Here is a 16,270-nt window from a genome sequence, read left to right on the forward strand (position 1 = left end):
CTTAGAACTATAGAGAATAGATTTACTCTTCTGCTATATTTAGTTATTCAATAACTATATCAAACTGGTCATAAGATGCTGTTCTCCAAGCTTTATCCGCACTTTGTGGGGAAAGAGCGAACAGTGGAGAAAAAGTTTTAATCTTGATAGTTTTGCCATTAGGCATGAATTCCATAATCCGTAGCCAGCAGTCACCACCGTTTCCAAACCATTGTCCGTCGGCTGTCTGAGCATTGAACATCATTTGAGGAATATTCTTTCCATATTTATTCTTATCGGTACGGAAGCTGACATTGTGTTCATTATCAGTAATGTTGCATTCGTGCCCACAAACGACTAACTTAATGTTCTTTGAAGGATAAACAAGTTTCTGCCATACAGCTTCTGCATAATTGGCAGGAGTTAGCTTATAATCCTCTTTTATGAATCGCTCTCCTTTGTAATCAAGAAAAGAATGTGTTAATAAAATCACTTTATGATTAGCATACTTATCCTTTTCAATAACTTTTTTTGCCCATTCTATAGCTTCATCCCTTGGAGCAAATTCCAAGGATAGAACCAATATCTTTCCCCAAGTATCCGTAATAAACTCATAAGCTGCATTTTCTAAAGTCGGAACACCTTTAGAATCAAGTCCTACTTCAACCAATGTCTTTCGCCAGCAACTGTTTCGTTCGGAAGGAAAATAATCAGGGAAATGACAAAGCCGATTTTCTGATTTCTCATAACCGTAGTCGTGATTCCCTGTGCAGATTACATAAGGCAGTTTGTTGTCCAGCCGTTCGAAAGCACGTGAAGCAGCTTTCCATTGTTCTTCACTCGTCTGATTTCCGTTCACACCATCAGGAATACGGATTTCGTTCTGCTCTACCAAGTCTCCCGTGCATAGTGCTGCTTTGATGTTTAGTGATTCGATGCTATTGGCTACCCATGCTGTTTGTAGTTCGAAGAGTGGCTGATTAGCGTCGAATTTTGTGTAACTTTGTGGGTCAGGTATCAGAATCATAGTAAAAGAATTCTTATCCGTTAGTTCGGCGCGTACCGGATAAATTTGTGCAGAAGCATACAAGGCTTGCATACAAAAGGCTAATACAAATAATATTTTTTTCATACTTATGATAATTTATTTAATGTAAAATGTTGCCATAACTGCCTTATGGTCGGTCGGCCATACGTCAATTGGCTCTATAAACCAGTCACGGCTGTTTTCTTTTGTCCTTTTACCCCGGACAATTGATTGAGAAGGCCCGATAATCACGGCATCTTTTAGCTTCATCCTTTTGGAAGGCATATAATAAATAAAATCAATCCTGTCTCTTTCATCGGATTCCGGTGCCCATGACAACTTTTGTTCTGACACTCCCTTGTTGTCCGACGGAAATGTAAATCCCGGATGCGTGACTGGATTGGGGTATTTAGTTCGGTAAGCATCTTTAAAGCCGGCTTCCATTAGCATAGTAGAGCAATCCCAGCGAACGACTGTGCCATGATGATCCCACAAATCTTTCGTCTTCTCATTCCAATCGAGATGCGAAGGTTCATTAAAATCTCCACCCAGCAAAATTATATTGCCTTTTTCTTTCTTTGAATCTTCAATAAAGTGATAAATGGCTTCGTCACGCATGGATTCTCGGTTGGCTTTTTCTACTTCTATTCCGTTGGTCACCGGTGCTTCCAGTTTTTTCCATGTTACTCCGCTATATCCTCTCGGCAGATAACAAGCATAATGCGTATAATCTAAATGTGCCGAATAAACTACCACTGTCTGACCATTGATACGTATCCGTGCTTTTAGCACGGAACCGGCGTCTTTTTCAGAGGGACAGTTGGGGGCTTGTTCTTCTATCGGATATTTGGATAAGATTCCGATATCTAAAGGACTGTTTTCACCATAATACATCTTACCTCGCTCCTTAAGTGCGTGGAGTATGCGGGAAATGAACATTTCACCATGGTAGTTACGTACTTCACTGAACATAACGATATCCGGCTCTAGCCGGGAGACTTCATCCGCGATAGCTTCGAACCCTCCCTTGACCATGGTTCCTTCCTGCCAAATATTCATTTGCAGCACTTTTATCGTTACTCCTTTTGCACAGGCTGCGCTTACGCATAACCAAATAAGTATTCCTGTCAGCTGAATTCTAAGCATATGCCTGTTATTGTAAAATCCACATTAATTTGTTAACATCATCCACGCCATTGAATTGTCGTTGTAACGCTTCATCAATATTTTCCTTATTATAATCAGACTCGCTTTGGGGATACATCCAGCGCATGGGTAATTGGTCTTTTACGTCATTACGATTGGTTTCAGGATTAATGGGAAAAACCGGATATCCAGTACGGCGGTAATCATAATATGTATCCCAGGGATGCTGCATGAAGGAAGCCAAATACCTTTGGGTGATGATTTTTTCAATATCATGCTCCTTGTTTCCGGTTAGTTGTATTGCAGGTGTTTCGAGGAAAGCGGCTATACTCTCTTCTGTAATAGGATGCCCGTGATGATATATGATATCATTCGGCGTATTATCTGCGATGAAGTTCATACTGGCTTCGATCCCTTTTTTATAGTAAATGGAGGCATCTCCTTGTATCCACCCTCTTACAATGGCTTCAGCAAGAATAAAGTTTTGTTCGGCATAGCCTAGGCGTATGACAGGTTCACCTGCTGGATAATCTGTATATCGAGGATTTAATCCTGAATATTCGAGAGCTGCATAGGCTTTGTTTATTTCCTCAAAGGGGGCAGATGGATCAATTCCGATATATGCGCTCCAATCGTCGGCTTGTAATCCACTTTTTAGTTTGGCCTCCGACGGTTTAGCATAGTAGAACATACGTATATCACCAGTTCCTTTAAATATGTCGATTATTATATTTGTTAGTATTGGATTGTCGGTGTATTTATGGTTTGTTTTGTTGAAAGGATACAATGTATTTGCTTTGTCCATATATATCATTTGCAGATTGTCTGTATTGGATTCCATGAGATTACCTGAAGTAGCAATTTCGGAAAAACGCTGTTTAATGTTCAGGTCGGAATCATTTTCTTTTTTTGAAAGATGCATCAAAACTTTGAGTTGGAAAGCTGTAGTCGCTTTTTTCCATAGTTCTATTTTTCCTCCTAAAATAGGATCTCCAGTGAAGTCTTTACCATTGGAGAATAATTCATAGGCTTTAGCTAAATCCTCAAGAATAAAGTTAATTACTTCTTTTTGCGTATTATAGCGCGGTTTTACTAATCCTTTTTCTCCTAGCAAAGCTTCTTCATAAGGGATATCACCCATTTCCAAAGACATATAGAAAAGCTTGTAAGCTTTGATGAAATGTGCTAATCCGTCGTAAGCATTCACATTATCATCAGAAACGGACTCGACCATTTTTTGTGCATTAATCAAGGTATTGTATCCCCCAAAACTGGAACGTCCGAATATATTATATTGGTAGTCTTCCATGCCTTCACCACCCCATGCCAGTTGTTTGGATAAGAGCGCGCTATTGACAAAAGATTTACCACTACTGGAACTGGTGATATTCAATAATAGCCCGGTTGCCAATAGTGAAGAGGTAACTTTTGTTGTTGCGTCCGGGTTGGTGTTTATTTCATCGAATTTGTCACAAGAGCTTAATAAAGCAATTATCAACAACAAGGATAAAAAATTATTCATATATTTCATTGTTTTATCATTTTAAAAATCTAGTTTGACATTAAATCCTACATAGCGTGTGGAAGGTGAGCTCAGATTATCCGAATCACCATCAGGATCGGTGAAGCGAAACTCTTTTGTCCAGATAAGTAAGTTTTGCCCTACTAAAGCGAGTGACAGACCTTTCATGCGTAGTTTCTCACAAATGGATTTTGGCATTTGATAGGTAATGGAAAGATCACATAGTTTAAAGAACGTCTCATCAAAGACATTTTGGCTGGTAACAGTATACGGGGATGGATTTAAAGTTTTTGTATATGTTTCGTAGGATACTTTTACATCATTAGGAGCAAACACACGATTGTCGTATGTAATATTACCGTTGGAGTCATACTCAACTTTGCCAGAAACTATTTTGACCCCTTTTCCTATATAATTGGTCTGGCGATTGACTACTTCATCATATCTCCATTCGTTGTCGGAATCTATATGTGCCCCTGAATTCCACATACCTTGATTTGTTTTTGAATGTGCCAATCCCCCTACGCGTCCGTCAAAGGAGAAGGAGAGGGTTATATTTTTAAAAGAGATAGTGTTACTCCATCCCCATATCCAGTCCGGATACTCATAACCCATGACAGACTTGTACTGGCTTTGTTTGGGGTAACCTCCATAATTAATGATATTTCCGTCGGGATCTCGTTCCCAGTCGTAGACGCCATACCAGTCCCAACGTTTGCCGGGTGCTACCCACGGTTTTTGAGTGGAATACTTGGGGGCAACTTTGGTGTAATACCAACGGTCCCGTGACCAGTTGAAGGTGGATTCCCAATTCCAGTCTTTCGTACGAATAATGTTTCCGGATAGTGTCAGTTCTACTCCTCTTCCTACATATTCTTCATCAATATTGATTAGTGTTGAGTTAAAACCTGATGCACTACTGATGCCCGCACTTCGAGTGAGATTATAATATAGTTTGTTATAATAGGTAAAATCTACTTTCAGGCGACTGCCGAAAAAATGTGCGGCCGTACCGATTTCATAGGAGCGTGTAGCGGATGGTTTTACTGCCATGCCACGGATGGATGAAGGATAGTAGGCGGCACTTTCACCGTTCCATAAATCAGTCGAAACACTGTAAGTGTTATTTGTATCATATACTCCCAAATCGCTTTTAGTCACCGTCCATGCTCCTCTAACTTTCCAGAAATCAATAAATTTAGGCATTGGAATAAGTTGGGACATCACTACACTACCAGCAACTGATGGGTAGAAGTAAGAGCGAGTCTCTGATGGTAATGTAGATGACCAGTCGTTACGAGCCGTTACGTCTAAGAATAAGGTGCTCTTCCAAGATACGGAGGCTTTTCCATAGATACTAGTTGTTAGTTTTTTTGTGATCCCGCTAGTCGTTTTTAGTGGGTCTACCGAAGCTTTCAATGAATAATACCCGGGGATAGTTAATCCATTCTGTGTCTCGGACAGAATATTATCACTCTTCCAATAATAGATTGTACCTCCGATGAAACCGTCCACATTGAAATTACCAAATTTATGATCAGCGGAAAGCATCAAATCATTATTAAGACTGTATCCACCTAAACGTTGCAGAGCATAATATCCTAATTTGTCCCATCCTCCCAAGGCACTTATCGGATTACGCCACTCTTTTTTTTGTGAGTAGGAATCTAAACCGGAGCGCAATGAAAGTTTCAGCCAGGAAGTAAAGTCATAATTGGCAGAAAGATATCCGTTGATTAGGTCATAATCACTACTTGATATAACTTCGTATGCAGTTATATAAGGATTGTCATACCATTTGCTGTCCATCCAGTTCTGTTGCTCGTCAGTTTTAATCCAATAATCTTTATAATCACGGATATCATATTCTGTTCCTGACCAAACTAACAAGTTGTACAAGAAACCGGCACTACTATATCCAGCTCCTGTATCATTCGGATAGAAACGTTTGTTGTAGGTAAGTCCACCTTCAAAGGAAAACTGCTTCCATTTCATATCTCCTGAAACGGAATATGTAATCTTATTTAATTTTTGATTGGGATACTGTCCTTTGTTATATACATGTGTTAATGAAGTACGTACACTTCCATATTTTCCTTTTTGAGCTACACTTACGTTGTTGTTGGTAATCAGACTCAACTCCTGGAAATTTTTCAGATTGTTTTTTCCTTTTGAAACTAATGGCATTTCTATCCATTCATGTGTGTATGGGTCATATTGTTCTGCGGTACGACCAATGTCAAGTTTATCTCCCCATACATAACTACCTGTACTATAATATCCTCCGGAGCCGGTACTGTATGCACTCTGAACTTCAGGCTTTTTCAGATAGCCTGCGGCAAACATTGTGCTGCTGTTCACTGTAACTGTCAGTCCTTCCTGGCTTCCTTTTTTGGTTGTAATCATTACTGCTCCTGCTCCTCCGCGTGCACCATATAGTGCAGAAGCAGTAGCGCCTTTCAATACGTCTATAGATTCGATGTCATCGGCAGCGATGTCATTCAGTCCTACGTTTCCATACGGTACTCCGTCAATGACTAAAAGAGGAGAGGAGGCACGAAGCGAAAGTGAAGGTGATGTATTAAATTCAGTACTGTTCTTTACATTTAAGCCTGCAATCTTACCGGTCAATGAAGTGGCTACATTTACGTTTTTCACTGTCGATAGCTTGTTGCCATCTACCTTTTGCACTGCATATCCCAATGCCTTTTCTTCACGCTTAATGCCTAATGCGGTCACTACTACCTCTTCCAATGCTGCTGCATTTTCTTCCAGGTGGATATCGAGTAATGTAGCATTATTTACTGCTATTTCTTTGGTTTGGTATCCAATATATGAAATAGTAAGGGTACTTTTGCTTCCTACAGAAAGCGAAAAGTTACCTTCAATATCTGTAATTGTTCCATTTCCGGCAGTTCCTTTTTCTTTGATATTTGCACCGATAATGGGTTCACCATTTTTATCTTTTACTGTTCCTCTTATTTTTCTATGTTGCTGTTGTTGAGCTAACTCGCTGTTTTCTAAAATAGCTTTAGGAGATAGTATGATACTATTTTCCAATACTTTGTATCCGATATTAGTTCCGGCAAACAGTTGGTTAAGTACTTGCTTGAGCTCTGTTTGGTTACTCTTTATACTTACCTTTCGTAAGATATCGACTTGCTTATTGTTATAGAAGAAATGATAATCGGATTGTTTCTCAATTTCATCCAGTACTTTTTGTAAACTGCCGTTATTGACGTTTAAGGTTACACGTGCCGATTGCCCATAGGTATTGGCGGCAAGCGTCAGACTTGCAAATATAAACAACATAATTGCTGATAGCTTCATACACAATGGTATTTTTTTCAGGAGTACGAATGCATTCATTCCCCCCAAAAGTTGGAAGTTCAAATAATAAATCATAGATTTGTAATGAATTTGATTAAAAAATTACTATAGACATCATACTTGTCGCCAAACAAGTATTCTGTAGTTTTTTTCATACGGAAAAATACGCCAATATTTTTCCGTATGTTTTTTGTTTTTAAGGAGGATGTGTTATCATTTGTATATTCATTTAGGGTTAAAGTATTGTGTGAATTAGTAAAGTTCGATTCGTGTTTTCTTATCTATGGATTCGTCTGCACTTTCCTTTAGTCTCAGGATTTTGTATTGTATATCTGCTGCCAGCCTGAAGTGCTCCAGTATGAGAGGAAGATGTTGGCTGTCAAATACTCCGGTGAAGGAGCTATTATATAAGGTAGAATCTTTCACAATAAATTCTGCATCGAATCGTTTGCTCAGTATTTTGAGCGCTTCGTTTAATGGAGTGTCTCTGAATACCACTTCGCCATCTTTCCATGCAGTATAAGTCCGTACATAAAGAACTTCTGTTTTTGTCTCCTTCGTCTCCGTGTTATAGGCAAATTCTTCGTTAGGCTTGATTACATGTGATTGTTCTTTGTTGTCCTTATCAAGGAAAGATAGCCGCACAGAGCCGGAAACGAGTGTCGTTTTAACTACACTATCCTTCTGATATGCTTCCATATTGAACTCAGTTCCTAACACTTCGGTTTGGATTTGGAATGGAGTTGTGACAATAAACCGCTTGCTTTTGTCTTTATACACCGAAAAATAAGCCTCTCCATTTAGCTCAACATGGCGGGTATCATTTTCAAACTTTACCGGATATTTGAGAGTAGAACCTGAGTTTAGCCATACTTTAGAACCGTCTGGTAAATCAGTTGTGGCCACCATTCCCGGATTTGTTTTGAGTACTATATATCCGGTAGGGCTGCTTTTTAATGTCAGATATAGAGTGATAGCCAGTAAAGGTATAGCCAAACAAGCGGCGACACGTTGCCCCCATATGAACCATGAGATTTTCTTTTGTCGCCTGTATATCTTGTTTTTTACTTTTTTTAAAGCTGCCGGGGCATCTATTTGCTTCATATAGTTTAAAGTGTCTGCTGCGCGGTATAGTTGAAATATGTCGCGTGCAGTTTTCTCATTATCCTTTGACAAATGAATCCATTCCTCAACTTCTTTTCGGTGTTCCGGAGAAAGTTCACCTGCAAAGTAATTGAGTAAAACTGACTCATTAATATAATCTAACTTGTTCATATTTCCTGCTTTTATAGATATGACTAATGAAAGAGAAAAACTCCTATCCAAAAAATGACTTTTTTTCAGAAATAATAGTATTTTTGCTGAAAACATGACTGATATGCATAGCAACGCTTTTGATACAGTGACCGATGAGGGTCTTTTTTTTCAGGTTCAACAAGGACGTGAAGATGCATTCGAAGCACTGTTTCTCAAGTATTATCCTTCTCTTTGTGCGTACGCCCGCATGTTTGTAGAACCGGATGACGGACAGGAGATTGTTTCGGATGTGATGGTTTGGTTGTGGGAGAATAAAGAGATGCAGGCGTTTGAGCTGTCTTTGAAAAGTTATTTGTTTAGGGCGGTAAAGAACCGCTGTTTGACACTTATCAGACATAATCAAGTGAAGCAAAGGGTAGAAGAAGTTATTTTCAATAATTTGCAGTCACAATATGAAGACCCGGATTTTTATGTTGTTGATGAACTGACTAAAAAAATAGAGGAAGCATTGGCAAGTCTTCCTGATAAAGTGCGCGAAACTTTTGAAATGAATCGTTTTCAGGATTTGACTTATAATGAAATAGCTGACCGTTTGGGTATTTCTCCTAAAACAGTAGACGCTCGGATTCAACAGGCTTTGAAATTGTTGCGGATTAGTCTGAAAGATTATTTGCCTTTGGTTATTCCTTTTCTGATGAGAATGCACTGAGAAGTGTAATGCTTGGTCGCTCCGATTAATATAAAATCTTAATATGGAATTAGTATGAAATCAGTATAGATTGGCAAGTGGTCGCTGATACCCCCTTGATATTTCATTCCTTTATAGGTGCGGAAAGGTTCTTTATCGCTGTACTTATTATCCTCTTTCAGCAGAAAAGGGAGAAGGCAAACATTTGCTTTTTCTTCACTGGTGAAGAAGTTACCGGACTGATTCAGCAAAGTGCCGGATACAATCAAGTGGTCGAGTAATCCCCATTCTCCACGATATTTGTAAGAACCAAAGTCCCTGGATTTGGCTTTTCGAGCAAGTAAATGATAGAGTTTCGACGAAGACAGCGTATCTGATGAAGGCGCTTCCGCTTCCAGTACTTCCCGAATGGATTTATTTGTCGGGTAATCATTGAAATCTCCCATAATAATGACTTGAGGATGAAGTCTTGCGTTCAGAATACTATCAGCTTCAGTTCGCAGGATTTGTGCTGCATGGAGTCGATAAGGTTCAGACACTTCAGCGCCACCGGAACGGCTTGGCAGATGGCAGACAAATACATCCAGCGTATCTCCTGTCAGTAACAGGCCGCTGACATGTAATAAGTCTCTTGTTGGACGATGTTCTTTCAAAGGTGGGATAGAGATAGAACGGGATGATAATAGCTTGAACAAATCCCGTTGATAAAGCAGAGCTACATCAATCCCTCTTAAATCAGGAGAATCTGTCATGACATAGCGGTAATCAAGTTCTTTTAAAGGAGAACGGCGGGTGAGGTCGCGTAGCACCGAGTCATTTTCTACTTCGCATAGGCCTACAAGCGCAGGCGGGTTCCATTCGCCAATCGCCGTGATAACACGTGCAATATCAGCTAACTTCTTCTTATATCTGCTGTAATTCCAATGACGCATCGCATCGGGAAGAAATTCGTGGTCATTCTTCAAACTGTCATGGTGAGTATCAAACAGGTTTTCTATATTCCAGCTTACGACACGAAAAGGGATTCTTTCTTTGGAAAGAGAGTCTTGCTTGTCATGAGCCCCTTGCTTATAAGAAAAATCTTGTGCAACGACACAAAAAGGAGTAAGAAAACCGATTCCCCATGCGCACACAACAAAAAAGATTATGGTAACAGCTACTCTTTTTTCGCTGTTACCATAACCCTTTGATTGTGGACTTATCTGTCTGTTATTTCTTAACAGGAACATGTACCAGAATATCCAATAAGTGTTTCCAGAACTTATCTACGGTAGGGATAAGCATCCGTTCGTCGGGAGAGTGAACACCTGTGAGAGTCGGTCCGAAAGAAATCATATCCAACGTCGGATACTTGTCAAGGAACAGGCCACATTCCAATCCGGCATGAATCGCTTTCACTTTGGCATCTACGCCAAATAAACGTTTATAAGATTCGGCAGCCACTTCGAGAATAGCCGAATGCGGATTCGGTTTCCATCCCGGATAACCTTCACCGAAGGTAACATCAGCTCCTGCCAACAGGAATACGGCACGTACAGTATTCGCCATATCATTGCGTGCAGACAAAATAGAACTGCGCTGGCTGGTTTCGATGCGGATGATATTATTCGGTTTCATCTTCACAGAAGCAAGATTAGTAGATGTCTCCACCAATCCCGGAATATCCTGGCTCATCGCATATACACCATGAGGAGCGGCATACAACGCTTTCAGTAAACGGTCGGTTGTACTTTGGTCGATAGCCATCTTGCGTGGAGCTTCAGATTCAAGAACCAACTTCAAGTCCGGTTCAACAATGGATAATTCATCTTCCATTTCACTGGCAAAGATATTCAGTTCAGTACGAATATCGTGTTTTGCGTCTTCGGGCACTGCACAGATAGCATACGCTTCACGCGGAATAGCGTTGCGCAGATTACCTCCGTTGATTTCGCAAAGATACAAGTCATGGTTGTTGGCGATACGGGTGAGGTAACGATTCAGAATCTTGTTGGCATTTCCCCGTCCCAAGTGGATATCACCACCGGAGTGACCGCCTTTCAGCCCTTTCACTTCCACCTTGAAGAAGAAATATCCGGCAGGAACCTCTATCTCCTTATAAGTAAACTGTGCCACGGAATCAATGCCACCGGCACATCCGATGTAGATTTCTCCTTCATCTTCTGAATCGAGATTCAGGAGAATATCACCGCTCATGAACCCTTCTTTCAAGGCAAAAGCTCCGGTCAGTCCCGTTTCCTCGTCTACGGTAAACAGACATTCCAGCGGGCCGTGCTCGATAGTGTCATCAGCAAGGATAGCCAGCTCCGTAGCCACACCGATACCATTGTCCGCTCCGAGAGTCGTTCCTTTGGCTTTCAGCCATTCTCCATCTATTTCCGTTTCGATGGGGTCGGTGAGGAAGTCGTGCTGAACGTCATTGTTCTTCTCGCACACCATGTCGATATGCGATTGCAGTACGACAGTTTGCAGATTCTCTTTCCCCGGAGTAGCAGGCTTTTTAATCAATATGTTGCCAACTTCATCTACGTTGGTTTCAAGATTATGTTTAGCTCCGAATGCCTTCAGATAGGCAATCATTTTCTCTTCCTTCTTTGAAGGGCGCGGCACCTGGCAGATTTCTTCGAAATACTTGAATACGCCAGCCGGCTTTAAGTCTTTTTTTTCCATGCTGTTTTCTTTTTTATAATAAGGAATAGAAGGATGGTTTTAGTTTCTTCTATTGCTAAATATGGTTAATTTGATTGGCTTATCTGAACTCATATCTCATTAAAGCCTATCTTTGCACTCACAAAATTAATAGAAATGGTTGAGACTATACTGATAACTTTGTTAATAGTTGCTATTTCCCTGGCATTATTAGGGGTAAGAGTATTCTTTACGAAGGGTGGGAAGTTCCCGAATGGTCACGTGAGCGGGAATAAAACGTTGCGTAAGAAAGGTATCGGATGTGCACAGTCTCAGGATAGGGAAGCACAAAAGAAACCACGTTTTTCTATTGATGAGTTGGAAAAAGCCTTGAACGATAGTATGAATTAAATTTTTAAAAAACAATACTTATAGATTATGAATAGAATGAACTACCTCATGAATGGTTTGGCTGCTCTTGCGTTTATCGTTTTATTTTCACAATGTGCCGGCAAAGCTGACAATCAAACTACTACTGCTCCGTCTCAGTCTAACGCCGAATTGTCAGGAATGAAAATTGCCTATGTTGAAATTGATTCGCTGCTTGCTAAATACAACTTCTGTATTGACCTGAATGAGGCAATGGTAAAGAAGAGCGAAAACGTACGCATGACGTTGAACCAAAAGGCTAACGCTCTGAATAAGGAAAAACAAGACTTCCAGAAGAAAGTTGAGAATAACGCGTTCTTGTCACAAGACAGAGCTCAACAGGAATACAACCGTTTGGTGAAGTTGGAACAAGACCTGCAGGAATTGAGCAACAAACTTCAGAATGGTCTGATGGAAGAAAATAACAAGAATAGCTTGCAGTTCCGCGATTCTATCAATGCTTTCCTGAAAGAGTATAACAAGACTCACGGATATAGCTTAATCTTCAGCAACACAGGTTTCGACAATCTGCTTTATGCTGACAGCACATTCAACATTACAAAAGAAATTGTAGACGGGTTGAATGCAAGATATTCTCCGGTAAAGAAATAATGATGTTGTTAAAAATGATTTTTTGAAAAAAATAGTATTCCGCTCTTTGCATAAAGGGGCGGAATATGAAAGAAACAAAATTTTGTTTGTGTTGGTGCCTGTTCAAGACTGTGAAGCTATGAGCGGGCTTTTTTATGCCCTTTCCTTTTCTTCTTCCTGCGGGATACGGAAAGCAGTGTAAAGTTCGAGTATAGCGGCAATAGTAAGACAGGCAATCCACTCATTGCCACGTGTGGTGAACATGAAAGCTCCGGTTAGTATAAGAGCCAATGCTCCGAATATCTGCTGGATGCGCAGGCGTTTCAGTGTTTTGCTTTTCCCTTTGACGGGTGTGTTCACCTGTGCCAATGCGATGAATCCGGCTCCGATGGTATAGATATAAGGAGCATACATCCATCCGGTGATAAATACGGCAGCTCCGGCAAGAACCATGACAGCGCCGACGACGAAAAGTGCGGGTACTAATTGTTTCATTTTTTATTCTTCAAAAACGTAAATATCTTCGTTGGGTTTCTTCATCAGATACTTCTCACGGGCAATCTGCTCGATGGCATCCGGATTGGTGCTTATTTCGTTGAGACGTTTCGTGTTCTCCTCATAATCCACCCGGTACTTTTCTATTTCTTCTTTCAGTTGACTGATTTCACGCTCATATCCGAAACGGCGAACCAAACTGTTCTCGTCCAGAAAACCTATGATGACAGCAAATGCCACAACCGTAATAAGATACTTACGTCTGCATATGAAATTCCAAATACTGATTAGTTTACCCATAACTTCTCTTTATTAATATTCGCATTAATATCCGCAAAGATAAAACTAATAACTTAAAAACTTATCGCTTCGGCTTCAAAACTTCTCTCTATATCCCTTATTACTTATCACTTTTTTGTGTACATTTGCAGCAAAAGCAAAAAACAGAGAGAATCCCGGATATGGAAAACTATATTGTATCAGCCCGTAAGTACCGTCCATCCACGTTCGAGTCAGTGGTAGGTCAGCGGGCGCTGACCACTACGCTGAAAAATGCGATTGCCACTCAAAAACTCGCCCATGCTTATTTGTTCTGCGGGCCGCGTGGAGTAGGAAAGACTACTTGCGCACGTATCTTTGCCAAAACCATTAACTGTATGACGCCCACCGCCGACGGCGAAGCTTGCAACCAGTGTGAATCCTGTGTGGCTTTCAACGAGCAGCGGTCGTACAATATCCACGAACTCGATGCCGCTTCCAATAACTCGGTAGACGATATCCGTCAGTTGGTGGAGCAGGTGCGTATTCCGCCACAGATTGGAAAATATAAAGTGTATATCATCGACGAGGTACATATGCTCTCTGCATCTGCTTTCAACGCATTCTTGAAAACGCTGGAAGAACCACCCCGTCATGCTATCTTTATCTTGGCTACCACAGAAAAGCATAAGATTCTTCCCACCATCCTTTCCCGTTGTCAGATTTACGACTTCAACCGGATTAGCGTGGAAGATACGGTGAACCATTTGTCATACGTTGCCTCCAAAGAAGCCATTACCGCAGAACCGGAAGCATTGAATGTGATAGCGCTGAAAGCGGACGGTGGTATGCGTGATGCCCTGTCCATCTTCGACCAGGTAGTGAGTTTCACGGGTGGAAACATCACGTATAAGAGCGTGATTGATAATCTGAATGTACTTGATTACGAATATTATTTCCGTCTGACGGATTGCTTCCTTGAGAATAAGGTAAGCGATGCGTTGCTGCTTTTCAATGATATATTGAATAAAGGCTTTGACGGAAGTCACTTTATAACCGGCTTGTCCTCTCATTTCCGTGACTTGCTGGTGGCCAAAGATGCGGTGACCTTGCCTTTGCTGGAAGTAGGAGCGAGCATACGCCAACGTTATCAGGAGCAGGCGCAGAAATGTCCGTTGCCTTTCTTGTATCGGGCGATGAAGCTTTGTAATGAATGTGATTTGAATTACCGCATCAGCAAGAACAAGCGTTTGCTGGTAGAACTGACCTTGATACAGGTTGCACAGCTTACCACCGAGGGGGATGACGGTAGTGGTGGGCGTAGCCCTAAGAAGACTATAAAACCCGTATTCGCTCAACCTGCCGCAGCACAGCAGCCGCAGGTCGCTTCTGCAACATCAGCACAGCAGAATCCCGTTCATTCGTCTCCGTCTTCAACTTCAACACAGGCTGCTGGTAATGTTACTGCTGCCAGTCAACCGCAGGCGTCTGCGGCGGCACAGCCCGCATCGTCTTATCCGAATGCGACTTCTTCTGCTCCTTCACAGGGGGCGGGTGCTCCTCAGGTAGTGAGGGAAGAGCAACGGAAAGTTCCGGTGATGAAGATGTCCAGCCTGGGTGTGTCTATCAAGAATCCGCAGCGTGACCAGGTGGCACAGAATACGACTGCAACCACTGCTCCTACGGTGCAGATGCAACCGGAAGAAGACTTGATTTTCAATGACCGTGATTTGAACTATTACTGGCTGGAATATGCTGCGCAATTGCCGAAGGAACAAGATGCCTTTACAAAGCGTATGCAGATGCTTCGTCCTACATTATTCAAGAACTCCACAACCTTTGAAGTGGTGGTGGATAATGAAATGGCTGCGAAGGACTTTACCTCTATGATACCTCAATTGCAGGATTATCTTCGTAGTCGGTTAAGGAATAGTCAGGTGACAATGAAGGTGCGTGTCAGTGAACCGTCGGAAACGGTACGTCCGGTAGGACGCGTAGAGAAGTTCCAAATGATGGCTCAAAAGAATCAGGCATTGATGCAACTAAAAGAAGAATTCGGGCTGGAATTATATTAGTCTTCGGCTTTTGAAAATAAAACAGGCCTTGTCAACTTGTTGTCATATACAAGATTTGGCAAGGCTTTCTTTTAATATACTTTCTCTTAATATACTTTTGACGGCATGATAATCCATAAAATGATATAGATGATTAGTCCGGCGAAAGCTGTAAAGAATGTGGCTAATACATATACTATTCTCAATAAAGTTGGGTCCCAGCCGAAATACTCTGCAATTCCGGCACATACTCCTGCAATCATCCGGTTGGAAGAACGGGTTAGTTTCTTGTTATTTTCCATATATGGTATAGTTTTTAGTGCGAATGTTGCACAAATATAAAGAATATATTTGTTCTTGTGTTCTTTTGTCCGAAAGATTTAGCTTATAGTTCGTACATCTTCAGGCTTCACTGCTTTGAAAAAAGCATACGGTAAGGGGCGAATTCTTGAAGCTCTGACGAACGCTCCGTTTCCCTATAGGGAAACGCTAGTATCCATACTGGGAAACGCCAGTGTCCTCGTATAGAAACGCGCGTTCCCTCGGTGAGAAACTGGAGTTTCCATCGCAGGAAATTGAAGGAAACTATAAGGGGTTGAATTTTAAGTATATAGCTATTTACTTGTTAACTATGTTCTTTCTTGCTTATGTGGTTTGCTGATATAGTGTTATATGTAGCTGAAAATTGAAAATATTTGCTTTTGTATTGAAGAAATTAGGCACTGGAGACTACCACCAATAAAGAGAAAACCCTCATAAGTATGACTTATAAGGGCTTTTTTGTTGGGTGGAAGACCGGACTCGAACCGGCGACATTCAGAACCACAATCTGACGCTCTAACCAACTGAACTACATCCACCATGTC

Annotated in this window: 14 protein-coding genes and 1 tRNA gene; 4 read left to right on the forward strand and 11 right to left on the reverse strand. The window is 41.1% G+C overall.

The genetic code is table 11. From position 1 onward, the window contains the following. Nucleotides 1-43: 43 nt before the first annotated feature. The 5 genes from HC965_RS01095 to HC965_RS01115 form a co-directional block, all read right to left on the reverse strand. Nucleotides 44-1,111 carry a metallophosphoesterase gene (locus HC965_RS01095; protein ID WP_191029695.1) on the reverse strand — a complete coding sequence of 356 codons (1,068 nt, stop codon included), beginning with the start codon at nt 1,109-1,111 and terminating at the stop codon, nt 44-46. A 12-nt stretch (nt 1,112-1,123) separates the two neighbouring features. Continuing rightward, entirely contained in the window at nt 1,124-2,152 is a 1,029-nt protein-coding gene (locus HC965_RS01100; RefSeq protein WP_191029696.1) for an endonuclease/exonuclease/phosphatase family protein, read from the reverse strand. A gap of 7 nt (nt 2,153-2,159) precedes the next feature. Next, on the reverse strand, nt 2,160-3,683 hold the full coding sequence (locus HC965_RS01105) for a SusD/RagB family nutrient-binding outer membrane lipoprotein (RefSeq protein ID WP_191029697.1): 1,524 nt from the start codon (nt 3,681-3,683) through the stop codon (nt 2,160-2,162). Between the two features lie 12 nt (nt 3,684-3,695). Further along, nucleotides 3,696-7,004 carry a SusC/RagA family TonB-linked outer membrane protein gene (locus HC965_RS01110; protein WP_191029698.1) on the reverse strand — a complete coding sequence of 1,103 codons (3,309 nt, stop codon included), beginning with the start codon at nt 7,002-7,004 and terminating at the stop codon, nt 3,696-3,698. Nucleotides 7,005-7,256: 252 nt separating this feature from the next. Continuing rightward, nucleotides 7,257-8,279 (reverse strand): FecR domain-containing protein, encoded by a 1,023-nt coding sequence (locus HC965_RS01115; RefSeq protein ID WP_191029699.1) that lies wholly within the window; start codon nt 8,277-8,279, stop codon nt 7,257-7,259. Between the two features lie 103 nt (nt 8,280-8,382). Here HC965_RS01115 and HC965_RS01120 point away from each other — a divergent pair, with 103 nt between their 5' ends. Further along, entirely contained in the window at nt 8,383-8,970 is a 588-nt protein-coding gene (locus tag HC965_RS01120) for an RNA polymerase sigma-70 factor (protein WP_191030033.1), read from the forward strand. Nucleotides 8,971-9,008: 38 nt separating this feature from the next. Here HC965_RS01120 and HC965_RS01125 read toward each other — a convergent pair whose 3' ends face one another. Together HC965_RS01125 and HC965_RS01130 are read right to left on the reverse strand one after the other, a co-directional pair. Further along, complete coding sequence (locus HC965_RS01125; protein ID WP_191029700.1) at nt 9,009-10,178, reverse strand: endonuclease/exonuclease/phosphatase family protein; 1,170 nt, start codon at nt 10,176-10,178, stop codon at nt 9,009-9,011. Next, complete coding sequence (locus tag HC965_RS01130) at nt 10,159-11,619, reverse strand: aminoacyl-histidine dipeptidase (protein ID WP_191029701.1); 1,461 nt, start codon at nt 11,617-11,619, stop codon at nt 10,159-10,161. Before HC965_RS01130 ends, HC965_RS01125 begins: the two co-directional genes overlap by 20 nt. A 135-nt stretch (nt 11,620-11,754) precedes the next feature. Here HC965_RS01130 and HC965_RS01135 point away from each other — a divergent pair, with 135 nt between their 5' ends. Further along, nucleotides 11,755-11,988: a hypothetical protein gene (locus tag HC965_RS01135; protein WP_191029702.1), complete on the forward strand. Its 234-nt coding sequence runs from the start codon at nt 11,755-11,757 to the stop codon at nt 11,986-11,988. A gap of 27 nt (nt 11,989-12,015) precedes the next feature. Next, the gene (locus tag HC965_RS01140; RefSeq protein ID WP_022136760.1) at nt 12,016-12,618 is read left to right on the forward strand and encodes an OmpH family outer membrane protein; all 603 of its coding nucleotides are present in this window, start codon (nt 12,016-12,018) and stop codon (nt 12,616-12,618) included. 132 nt (nt 12,619-12,750) lie between these two features. Here HC965_RS01140 and HC965_RS01145 read toward each other — a convergent pair whose 3' ends face one another. After that, nucleotides 12,751-13,092 carry a hypothetical protein gene (locus tag HC965_RS01145; RefSeq protein ID WP_191029703.1) on the reverse strand — a complete coding sequence of 114 codons (342 nt, stop codon included), beginning with the start codon at nt 13,090-13,092 and terminating at the stop codon, nt 12,751-12,753. 3 nt (nt 13,093-13,095) lie between these two features. Next, nucleotides 13,096-13,392 carry a septum formation initiator family protein gene (locus tag HC965_RS01150; protein ID WP_191029704.1) on the reverse strand — a complete coding sequence of 99 codons (297 nt, stop codon included), beginning with the start codon at nt 13,390-13,392 and terminating at the stop codon, nt 13,096-13,098. 161 nt (nt 13,393-13,553) lie between these two features. Here HC965_RS01150 and HC965_RS01155 point away from each other — a divergent pair, with 161 nt between their 5' ends. Continuing rightward, complete coding sequence (locus HC965_RS01155) at nt 13,554-15,425, forward strand: DNA polymerase III subunit gamma/tau (protein WP_191029705.1); 1,872 nt, start codon at nt 13,554-13,556, stop codon at nt 15,423-15,425. Between the two features lie 86 nt (nt 15,426-15,511). On the opposite strand, the gene HC965_RS01160 is transcribed toward HC965_RS01155, so the two are convergent. Both HC965_RS01160 and HC965_RS01165 read right to left on the reverse strand, forming a co-directional pair. Further along, nucleotides 15,512-15,706 (reverse strand): PspC domain-containing protein, encoded by a 195-nt coding sequence (locus tag HC965_RS01160; RefSeq protein ID WP_191029706.1) that lies wholly within the window; start codon nt 15,704-15,706, stop codon nt 15,512-15,514. Between the two features lie 483 nt (nt 15,707-16,189). Next, nucleotides 16,190-16,265, reverse strand: a tRNA-His gene (locus HC965_RS01165). Nucleotides 16,266-16,270: the final 5 nt, after the last annotated feature.

Source organism: Bacteroides sp. GM023 (genome assembly GCF_014750685.1).
Classification (GTDB): Bacteria; Bacteroidota; Bacteroidia; order Bacteroidales; family Bacteroidaceae; genus Bacteroides.

Excerpts from the sequence above, each read along its gene's own strand:
- HC965_RS01110 (WP_191029698.1), bottom strand. The coding sequence starts at position 7,004 with ATGAAGCTATCAGCAATTATGTTGTTTATATTTGCAAGTCTGACGCTT.
- HC965_RS01135 (WP_191029702.1), top strand. The coding sequence starts at position 11,755 with ATGGTTGAGACTATACTGATAACTTTGTTAATAGTTGCTATTTCCCTG.
- HC965_RS01100 (WP_191029696.1), bottom strand. The coding sequence starts at position 2,152 with ATGCTTAGAATTCAGCTGACAGGAATACTTATTTGGTTATGCGTAAGC.
- HC965_RS01095 (WP_191029695.1), bottom strand. The coding sequence starts at position 1,111 with ATGAAAAAAATATTATTTGTATTAGCCTTTTGTATGCAAGCCTTGTAT.
- HC965_RS01115 (WP_191029699.1), bottom strand. The coding sequence starts at position 8,279 with ATGAACAAGTTAGATTATATTAATGAGTCAGTTTTACTCAATTACTTT.
- HC965_RS01145 (WP_191029703.1), bottom strand. The coding sequence starts at position 13,092 with ATGAAACAATTAGTACCCGCACTTTTCGTCGTCGGCGCTGTCATGGTT.
- HC965_RS01105 (WP_191029697.1), bottom strand. The coding sequence starts at position 3,683 with ATGAAATATATGAATAATTTTTTATCCTTGTTGTTGATAATTGCTTTA.
- HC965_RS01140 (WP_022136760.1), top strand. The coding sequence starts at position 12,016 with ATGAATAGAATGAACTACCTCATGAATGGTTTGGCTGCTCTTGCGTTT.
- HC965_RS01120 (WP_191030033.1), top strand. The coding sequence starts at position 8,383 with ATGCATAGCAACGCTTTTGATACAGTGACCGATGAGGGTCTTTTTTTT.
- HC965_RS01150 (WP_191029704.1), bottom strand. The coding sequence starts at position 13,392 with ATGGGTAAACTAATCAGTATTTGGAATTTCATATGCAGACGTAAGTAT.
- HC965_RS01155 (WP_191029705.1), top strand. The coding sequence starts at position 13,554 with ATGGAAAACTATATTGTATCAGCCCGTAAGTACCGTCCATCCACGTTC.
- HC965_RS01130 (WP_191029701.1), bottom strand. The coding sequence starts at position 11,619 with ATGGAAAAAAAAGACTTAAAGCCGGCTGGCGTATTCAAGTATTTCGAA.
- HC965_RS01125 (WP_191029700.1), bottom strand. The coding sequence starts at position 10,178 with ATGTTCCTGTTAAGAAATAACAGACAGATAAGTCCACAATCAAAGGGT.
- HC965_RS01160 (WP_191029706.1), bottom strand. The coding sequence starts at position 15,706 with ATGGAAAATAACAAGAAACTAACCCGTTCTTCCAACCGGATGATTGCA.